Annotated in this window: 9 protein-coding genes and 1 pseudogene; 4 read left to right on the plus strand and 6 right to left on the minus strand. The window is 63.3% G+C overall.

Annotation, left to right across the window (positions count from 1 at the left end; all coding sequences use genetic code 11):
• The first annotated feature begins 679 nt into the window (after positions 1–679).
• From ACGF7Y_RS36265 to ACGF7Y_RS36280, 4 genes and pseudogenes are all read left to right on the plus strand, one after another.
• Positions 680–1,402 (plus strand): NADase-type glycan-binding domain-containing protein, encoded by a 723-nt coding sequence (locus ACGF7Y_RS36265; protein ID WP_393242386.1) that lies wholly within the window; start codon positions 680–682, stop codon positions 1,400–1,402.
• Between the two features lie 563 nt (positions 1,403–1,965).
• Positions 1,966–2,532 carry a hypothetical protein gene (locus tag ACGF7Y_RS36270; RefSeq protein ID WP_393242389.1) on the plus strand — a complete coding sequence of 189 codons (567 nt, stop codon included), beginning with the start codon at positions 1,966–1,968 and terminating at the stop codon, positions 2,530–2,532.
• The gene (locus ACGF7Y_RS36275; protein WP_393242392.1) at positions 2,529–3,752 is read left to right on the plus strand and encodes a hypothetical protein; all 1,224 of its coding nucleotides are present in this window, start codon (positions 2,529–2,531) and stop codon (positions 3,750–3,752) included. Before ACGF7Y_RS36270 ends, ACGF7Y_RS36275 begins: the two co-directional genes overlap by 4 nt.
• 121 nt (positions 3,753–3,873) lie before the next feature.
• Positions 3,874–4,851 (plus strand): annotated as a pseudogene (locus ACGF7Y_RS36280) (IS481 family transposase); the annotation flags it as partial.
• 125 nt (positions 4,852–4,976) lie between these two features.
• Here ACGF7Y_RS36280 and ACGF7Y_RS36285 read toward each other — a convergent pair.
• The 6 genes from ACGF7Y_RS36285 to ACGF7Y_RS36310 all read right to left on the minus strand — a co-directional run bounded on the left by ACGF7Y_RS36285 (position 4,977) and on the right by ACGF7Y_RS36310 (position 8,115).
• On the minus strand, positions 4,977–5,324 hold the full coding sequence (locus tag ACGF7Y_RS36285) for a hypothetical protein (RefSeq protein WP_393242395.1): 348 nt from the start codon (positions 5,322–5,324) through the stop codon (positions 4,977–4,979).
• 30 nt (positions 5,325–5,354) lie between these two features.
• Positions 5,355–5,885, minus strand: a complete 531-nt coding sequence (locus ACGF7Y_RS36290) for a hypothetical protein (RefSeq protein ID WP_393242398.1) — start codon at positions 5,883–5,885, stop codon at positions 5,355–5,357.
• A gap of 140 nt (positions 5,886–6,025) precedes the next feature.
• Positions 6,026–6,211, minus strand: a complete 186-nt coding sequence (locus ACGF7Y_RS36295) for a hypothetical protein (RefSeq protein ID WP_393242401.1) — start codon at positions 6,209–6,211, stop codon at positions 6,026–6,028.
• 55 nt (positions 6,212–6,266) lie between these two features.
• Positions 6,267–6,710, minus strand: a complete 444-nt coding sequence (locus ACGF7Y_RS36300; protein ID WP_393242404.1) for a hypothetical protein — start codon at positions 6,708–6,710, stop codon at positions 6,267–6,269.
• A gap of 402 nt (positions 6,711–7,112) precedes the next feature.
• Positions 7,113–7,403 (minus strand): hypothetical protein, encoded by a 291-nt coding sequence (locus ACGF7Y_RS36305; RefSeq protein ID WP_393242407.1) that lies wholly within the window; start codon positions 7,401–7,403, stop codon positions 7,113–7,115.
• 175 nt (positions 7,404–7,578) lie between these two features.
• On the minus strand, positions 7,579–8,115 hold the full coding sequence (locus ACGF7Y_RS36310; protein ID WP_393242410.1) for a hypothetical protein: 537 nt from the start codon (positions 8,113–8,115) through the stop codon (positions 7,579–7,581).
• Between the last annotated feature and the right edge of the window lie 187 nt (positions 8,116–8,302).

Consider the following 8,302-nt stretch of genomic DNA (forward strand, 5'->3'; position numbering starts at 1 on the left):
ACGAAGATTCACCTATACCCAAGCGACGGCCGCGGAGCCGGGTGAATTCGAAGCAGCGCAACGAACCCGCGTGCACTCCGGGGCGCATCGTGATCTATCACGACATGGCTGTCTCTGAGAACTTCAAACGCTGTGTTCGTCGGATCTTCGAAGTGATCCATCGCGCGCAACAGGCGGGTCCCGGCAAGTCTCGATATCTATGTCTGAACGTGCAGAGGCATCGGAACGATGCTAGCGGGTACGACTGAGACGCGTACGAGCTGATGAGGTACCCGAAGAGCGCTGAGATCAGCCGGGCACTGCTTGGCAAAAGAGTTGGCGACATTGCGGAGACAACGCTTGACGGTAGATCAGCAAGGTTGCGAGTTCAAGCGATCATCCATACCCCCTGACCCAAGCACAGCGATCGCACCGACGCCCTTGCCAGGTCCGCGGTCACCTTGGGGCGATGTGCACTATCCCCACTGACGATCGACACACTAGAAGGCTCAGACACTGCCGGTCACAAATTTTCAACGATAGCCGTCTACGGGCACTTTCTGACATAAAATAATCACCTGCTATCCAGGATAGCCAGAAGATCAGGCAGTGCCGCTGACGGCGCATGCTAATTGCTTTGCCACAATAAACTAGTCTCGCTCAGGAATTCTGCTCGATACGACGCGGAGGAGAGCCAGTCATGTGGGAGAATCGGCCGAAGCGAAAGCGCCCGACAAACTTCCCATCAAGTGTGCGAAAGCGCGATATCGACGATATTTCCAAACCCAATAAGAAGCTAGCTTGGACCGGAACAATGGCGCATATCGCTTCTCTGCTGGTAGCCGCGATAGTTGGCGCGGTTGGAGTGAAGATCGCCGACAACATACCACACTTCTGGGTCAAGCTCTCCAGCCCCTGGCGTGAACCGACATGCGAAAATCCGAAGGGACTCGAAGTAGTTACCCCTAGCGAAGCTACGGCGTCCTCCGCGCTACCTCCCACTGATACAAACATCGCTACATTTAGTTTCGACGCAAATCTCACTATAGACGACGACACAGGAACTGCATGGGCGGAAGGCGCACCCGAGTGGGGCACCGGGGAACGACTGAAGCTCATACTTCCCGCAACACGCGACGTTCAGCTCCTTTGCGTAATTAATGGATACCCACTGGAGGAAGATTTGTTTTGGAGGAATGGAAGAGTAGAAAGTTTCAATGTGCGCACAGCCAGCGGAGAGAGACTAGACTCGCGATTGCCAGACGCTACCAAGGGGCACATCGAGACACCGCAAAAGCTTGACATTCCCCCTGGGCCCACGAATTGGATCGAATTGGAAATAAATAAAGTATACAAGGCAAAGGGGCAGATTCGATATAAGGACACCACAGTTGCAGAGGTTAAGGTTTATTCCGCCAAGTGATCGATTCTCGAACCACGGGACGGCACATCCCACCGGCACCTTGAAACCGCTTCTCAGGTCAACACCCAGCATGCCCTCAGCAGGACGCCGAAGCAGCTGTCGCACAGGTCGATTCCAACCTCAACGCGCATGTGGTGGCGTTCCGCCCCGGACCCTCCTCTTGTGGTCCATCCTCCGACCAGCAAGGTGCTGCACGTGCGCCACACAACCGGCCCGTCGGTGGACTCGCGTGCCCTGGCCCGCAGACCCGCGCTCTCGACGCCCGTCCAGCACTGAGCGCGCCCTAGCTGTGCCATCTCATGAGGTTGGTTCCGCCGGCCGAGCCGGGAGCTCATCGGTGTCGTGCACGAGCCAGCGCAGGAACGCCACCACGTGAGCGTTCAGGTTCGAATCGACGGCAGCGACAGCTGTTTTCGACCGTTCGTGTAGTTCCGGATCCACTCGGACGGTAGCGACCGGAAATCGGTGCTGACTAGGCATTTTCCAATTATCTCACGGTGGACGTCCACCCGACTGAAATGATAAAATTCTAGGTGGACGTCCACCTTTGAGCTGGGGAAACAATGACGAACACCGCGCAAATTCCCACCGTTGACCGGCCACGCCGACTCGGACTCATCTCACCGGAAGAGCGCGGCTGGGCCGCGGCGGCACTGGGCGCATACCTCGGATCGGTCCTCGCCGCGAACTGGTTGGTCGAGCACGTCGGTGTCGTCGCTGTTGGGTTCGGGTTGATGGCCCCCGCAGCAGTGTTCCTGGTCGGCCCGGTGCTGGTCTTACGGGACGGCGTGCAGTACCTGTGGGGCAAACGGATCGCCCTGGCCGCGTTGGCAGTCGGGGCGCTGGCTTCCTATCTGATCGCGCGTCCGGCGGTGGCCACGGCCTCGGCGGTGGCGTTCGCGGTCAGCGAATTGGCCGATTTCGTGATTTTCACCTGGCTGGCGCCGCGATGGACACGGGCGGTGCTGGTCGGCGGGATCGCGGGTGCAGTCCTGGACTCGATGCTGTTCTTGTGGATCGCGTTCGGATCGCTAGCCTTGCTGCCCGGCCAGGTGCTGGGCAAGGCCTACGGCGTCGTGATCGCCAGCGTGATCATCGGGATCCTGCGGTTGCGGACGGTGCGGCGATGAAGTTCTTTTTGGGCACCCATCAGCCGAGTTGGTTCACCGCCACCACCGAAGCTCTGTTCGTCTGCGACCGACGCCTGCGCGACCGCAAGACCCTGCCCCGCGCGCGGGGTGAATGGGCCCTGGATTCCGGCGGGTTCACCGAGTTGAAGGACTACGGGGCCTGGACCACAACCACACCTGAGCAGTACGTCGCCCGGGTGCGCCGCTACCGCGACGAAATCGGCGGACTGGTGTGGGCGGCACCGCAGGACTGGATGTGCGAGCCGATCATCATCCAGGGCGGTCGGATCGGCACCAACACCTTCGTCGGCACCGGCCTGTCGGTCGCCGAACATCAACGCCGCACCGTCGACAGCTACCTCGAACTCCGGTCGCTGGCCCCGGACCTGCCGTTCATTCCGGTCCTACAGGGCTTCCAACTGGACGACTACCTCGCCTGTGCGGCTCGATATTCCGAACAAGGCGTGGACCTGGCCGCCGAACCGACCGTGGGCCTGGGGTCGGTGTGCCGGCGCGAAGCCACCACGGAAGCAGCGGCCATCATCGCTGCCCTCACCGCTGCGGTGCCCGGTATCCGGTTGCACGGGTTCGGTATCAAAACTGCCGGTCTCGGCGCCTACGGGTCGATGCTCACCAGTTCCGACAGCCTCGCCTGGTCCTACGCGGCCCGCCGCTCCTCGGTCCTACCTGGCTGCACCGGGCACAAGAATTGCGCCAACTGCATCCGTTACGCCTTCCAATGGCGCCAGCGCGTCCTGGCCTCACTCGCCGGGCACGCCACCCGAAACCCCACCTGCACGAACCCTTCCCGCGCCCGCTCGGTGTCCAGAAAACTGGACAGAAGCGCTCGCGCCTCACATCGGTTGGCGCTGTCGGGTTTCCGCGACGAAGCCGCCCGACTGGAACGTGACACCACCATCCGCTGGGCGCACCGCGACGGCATGACCATCCGTCAAATCGCCACCCTCATGAGCCTCAGCCCTGCCCGCGTCGGGCAGATAATCGCCGACACCGACGACCGTCCCCTGCTCGACCAACTCCGCGAACTGCGCCGCAAATGGGACACCGACACCGACCCGGCCACCCGCGCAGCCGCCGACCAGATCATCGCCACTCTCACCGCCGCGGAAATGGCCGACGCGCCACCCGAAGATGTCGGTACCGGCCGTCATCATCGAAAGGTCGGCTCCACTGAGCCGTCGCTGTTCGACATCGCTTAACTCGCAGACGATTCCGAACACCGTGGTGTCCGGTCCTGCGGGAACGGGGAGGACTTCATGCGGCACCACGGCCACAAGGCCCACGGCATGCTCGCAGTCGGCACCCTCGGTGCAGCCGAGTATGCCTCATCAGAACGCACCACTGACCCCCCATGGCTGTCGGCGACTGTGTGAACGCGTCGACGCCGGCCGCCCGATCGCACACGTTGCCACCGAGGCCGGGATCTCTCGTCGTTGCCTGGCCAAATGGCACGGTCGCTGGCAGACCCACGGCGCAGAAGGTCTGGCCGACCGGTCTTCGGCGCCAGTGAACAGCCCTGCTCGTACCAGCGACGACACCGCCGACCTGATCGAACACATCCGCCGCACTGCCAAGTTCGGCCCGGCTCGCATTACCGCCGTCTTGCAGTCCGAACACGGCATCACCGTCGCGCCTGCGACCGTGCACCGAATCCTGACCCGCCGCGGCCTGAACCGGCTCACCAGCCTGGACCCACCGACCGGGGCGACCCTGCGGAAAGTGGTGCGCTATGAGCACGCCGAACCTGGCAGCCTCGTCCACGTCGATGTGAAGAAACTCGGCCGCATCCCCGCCGGCGGCGGCTGGTGGGCCCATGGGAAAGGCAGTCCGAAAGCCCTCGCGTCCAAGCGCGTCGGCGCCGGGACTGGCCAGGTCGGCTACACCTACCTGCACACCGCACTGGACGACCATTCCCGGCTGGCCTACACCGAAGCCCTGGACGACGAGACGGGCGCCACCGCCGCGGACTTCTGGCTCCGAGCGGTCGGGTTCTTCGTCGAACACGGCATCACCCACGTTCAGCGTGTGCTCACCGACAACGGCAGCTGCTATCGGTCCCGACGCTGGGCTCACGTCCTCGAACACACCGGAACCGTGCACAAACGGACCCGGCCCTACACGCCTCGGACGAACGGGAAGGTGGAGCGGTTCAACGGCGCCCTGGCCCGCGAATGGGCCTACGTGCGCGAATACGACTCCGAGCAGGCCCGCCGGACCGCGCTGGTCGACTTCCTGAATCACTACAACCACGATCGGCCCCACGCCGGGATCAACCACCGGCCGCCGATCAGCCGCGTCCCGCTGCGCTCCTACCGGCTCACCGACACCGGAACCGCCATCACGGTCCTACCGGTCATCGGTCCGGAACAACTCACCTTCGAGATCCCCATCGTGGAACCAACGTCATGAGACATCACACCTAGCTAGTCCTGCGACCACGCGGCGATCGGGAGGGACAGGTAGATACCGAAGTCGCTGAGACCGGTGGCCTTCCTGATCTCCTTGTGCAGGCCGTCTACGCGGTCCTGGCGGTTGACGGATCGGCTCTCGAACCATTTGGAGCGCACCTCGATCACGATCGGAAGACCGCAGCGATCGAACGGGCCGAGCCGACGGAAGCGGATTTCGACGTCGCCCGGCTGCAGAGCGCCGTCGTACGGTTCCTCCGGGCATTCCACGGCCATAGACACGAGGTGTGGTAGGACCGATCCGAGTTCGCGGATCGTGTCTTCGGCGACAGAGGGCGCATGGGTCACTTCTACGAGAGGCACCCGGCGAGCCTATTGCAGGACAGGCCGCTACTAGCCGAGGCGGACCCCCCTCGCCAGGAATCCTGGCGTTGTGACATCGTGCCGCCCTGGGAGGTGCGGCTCAATCATGGAGCCGACGATGTCGGTCTCCTCAGGCTGCGCAAGCGGCTCGGTGCGCGCTGAGACCCAGACTCGACGACCGCTGGCCAAAGTCAGTGGACCTCCGATGATCCGGTCATTCTCATAGTCGATGTCAGGCTCGGTCATCCATACGTACGCGACAGTGATTTCGTCCCAACTGTCGCGGACTTCGATGTGAACGTCTTTTGAATCCGGCTCTTGGCGGAGATAGGCCGATCGCAGTGGCGCGATAGCGAAGGCCTTCCTTCCACCTCGATCGAACGGCACCGGTTCGAACTCCCACAGATTTCGTCCGATGTGCGGGTCGAGGACCGGCGAAGCCGAGCGAGCATTCTCGCTAGTTTGGGCGATGCGCCATGACTCATCGCCGTGAAGGGAAGCCTTCCATATCCCGCCGATGCTGGCCACCGCGATGTACGTGTCTTCCTTGTTGACCCACACTCTCCAAGAGCCCGGGTCCACCCCGAGTACTCGCCGTCTCGAATCACAAAGGCAAAGCGCAGCTTGTTCTTACTGGACATCCAGCATCTCCTTCATCCGACTGGCAATTGGCGCTCGGGGTCCTGCCTGTCTGTTGTGGTCTAGCGGGTATGCCCCCGCAGGTCGCCCAAATGAGCGAGGAAGCCCTTGTGTACGCCGTAGATGCTGTAGATGCAGTCGTCGCAGACGACGAGGTTGCGGCCACCGGGGTCGTAGATGAAGCCACGATTGCTCGCGAGACCTCGGTTGCATTCGATGCACAGGCTTCCGTATTGGTTCCGCTGCATAGGTTTCCTCCCGTTCGATTCGAGACCCGGATGTCTCTGTGCCTGCATGCTTGTGTCAGGTCAGCCAGACAGCGACCCCGAGCACCACACACACGACCAGCAGCACTTTCAGGATGGTTGTGCGTGTCGTGAGCGCGTGAATCGTCTCGCTCAGTGTCGTTTCGAGCGACCTCTCCCTGTCGCTGACCTTTCGATACCGCTGCTCAAGGTCGTCTCGCTGCGCTCTGGCCTGCTCGATGTCGACCTTGGCCTTATCGAGGTCGACGGTGAGTGTGGCGTGCTGGGACCGCGCCGCGGCCAGTGCCTGTTGCTGATCGTCGATCGTGCTGGCAGCGCCGTCGATCCGGTCTCGTGCCTCACGGAGTTGTCGGGCCTGTTCAGCGACAGTGCGTTGGGACTCGGCGTGCGCGCCCTGTTCCGTGGCGAGCTTGCGGCCAGTCCGTTGATGATGTCGGCTTGGCGTTTGGTGTGCTGTTCCCAGTCGGTCACGGTGGCCCATCCTGCTTTAGTGTGGTCGCGGTATGCCCAGGCCAACTCGCCGCCGACCAATTGGCCTAGAACGGCGCGTACGGAGGTCTCCTGGATGCGTAGCCCGATGTTCGGGCGCATCTCAAGCCAGCCGGTGTGGGCGCGGTAGTCGCTGTCGTCGGGGTCGAAGTTCTTGATTCCCAACGCGGGTAGCTGTTCGACCCAGGTGCAGCCGCGCGTCAGCCAAAGCACGTGGTCGGCGCCGGCCGCGCGCATCTCATGCGTACGCGCGTGGGCGCCCTCCACATCGAGCGGTGACCATTGGACCTCGACGGCGAACCCGCAGCCATGGAAGTGTCCGAACACATCAGGGCGCCGATTCCCCAGTGGGGTCTCGACTTCGGCGTCAGCGACTCCGCGGTTGCGGAGTTCGTCACGGACCCAATACTTCAGCCGCTGATGCAGGAACGTCTCCCGCGCGGTCTTCGCGGCCAGCCGCATTGCGGGTGGCGGCTTGGCCTTTATGGTGGCGGACGAACGGATTGTGGGCGCGGGAGCGGTACACGACGACGGGGTGTCGGCAAACCAGGCACCTCAGCCCTGGCGTGCCGTGCCAGGTGTCGAACTTCTCCGGAATCCGGATGTCGATGAACTCGTTGTAGCGGCCCAGCGCGGCGTTCATCTCTACCGCCGTGCACTCCCCACCGCTGTATGTATCGCTCATGGTTCCACCCCAACCGCACGCACCTACCCATCAACGGTAACGGCATCCACCGACAGTGGGCGCGGTTTTGAGGCATACGCTTCAAAGCCCGCAGTATGGCGTTGATGCTTGTGCCGCAACGGAATTGACGCCAATGCATCAACAGCGCCATCGGGGGCGGCAACCTCGCGCCTGCCTACCCACGGCGGTCCTCCTCGGAGGTGGACAGGTCGACGTGGAAGGGGTTCTGGCAGACACCGCAGAGGATCGGTCCGGCGTCGATGGTGCGTTTGAACGCGCGCACCCGCCGCGGCGGGTCGCAGCGGCAAACCAAGGCGCACCCACCGCGTGGTGCTCGCTGCTGCTCAGCAGTGTCCTCGTCGGTGTCGTCTTCGTTGCGGTCGGTGTCGTCGGTGCCGGTGGTCTGCCCTGTCTCGTGGCGGCGGTGCGCGACCAGTGCGGCGGCCAGGGTGGGAAGTTCGCCGCGGTACGCGTCGCTGGTGGTATCCGCGAGAGCGGTGGTAGCCCAGCCTCGTCCGGGTGTGCGTTCCACTGTGAGGCCGATTTCCTCGGCGATCTGCTTGTAGCGGCTGTTGTGGTAGGCGCCAGCGCGGCTGGTGTCCTTGACCGCTCGTGTGCGGGCGATCCCGTGCGCGGCATAGTGCAGGACGGTGCCGAGCACTTCGTCCGCGCCGGCGGCGAAGCCTTCACAACCGACGAACAGCTCGGGCATCAACTCGGTTCCGTGTTCCCATCGGTCCGGCCCGAACCGCCCCATCCGCACACCACCGCTCCGGCCAGTGGAACCAGCGGCCATCGTCACGACTGAATCGCCCCGGCGAGTCCGGAGACCTATTGGTGTGACAGCCCAGCGGATGGCTGGGCAGGGTTTTGAGCGTAGTAGGCGGCCTCCATCTCGG

Origin of the sequence: Nocardia sp. NPDC047654, from assembly GCF_043205035.1 — a bacterium.
In the GTDB taxonomy this organism is placed as follows: domain Bacteria; phylum Actinomycetota; class Actinomycetes; order Mycobacteriales; family Mycobacteriaceae; genus Nocardia.

Coding starts and splice junctions, on each gene's coding strand:
- ACGF7Y_RS36305 (WP_393242407.1), bottom strand. CDS start 7,403: ATGAGCGATACATACAGCGGTGGGGAGTGCACGGCGGTAGAGATGAAC.
- ACGF7Y_RS36295 (WP_393242401.1), bottom strand. CDS start 6,211: ATGCAGCGGAACCAATACGGAAGCCTGTGCATCGAATGCAACCGAGGT.
- ACGF7Y_RS36265 (WP_393242386.1), top strand. CDS start 680: ATGTGGGAGAATCGGCCGAAGCGAAAGCGCCCGACAAACTTCCCATCA.
- ACGF7Y_RS36300 (WP_393242404.1), bottom strand. CDS start 6,710: ATGGGCCACCGTGACCGACTGGGAACAGCACACCAAACGCCAAGCCGA.
- ACGF7Y_RS36310 (WP_393242410.1), bottom strand. CDS start 8,115: ATGCCCGAGCTGTTCGTCGGTTGTGAAGGCTTCGCCGCCGGCGCGGAC.
- ACGF7Y_RS36275 (WP_393242392.1), top strand. CDS start 2,529: ATGAAGTTCTTTTTGGGCACCCATCAGCCGAGTTGGTTCACCGCCACC.
- ACGF7Y_RS36270 (WP_393242389.1), top strand. CDS start 1,966: ATGACGAACACCGCGCAAATTCCCACCGTTGACCGGCCACGCCGACTC.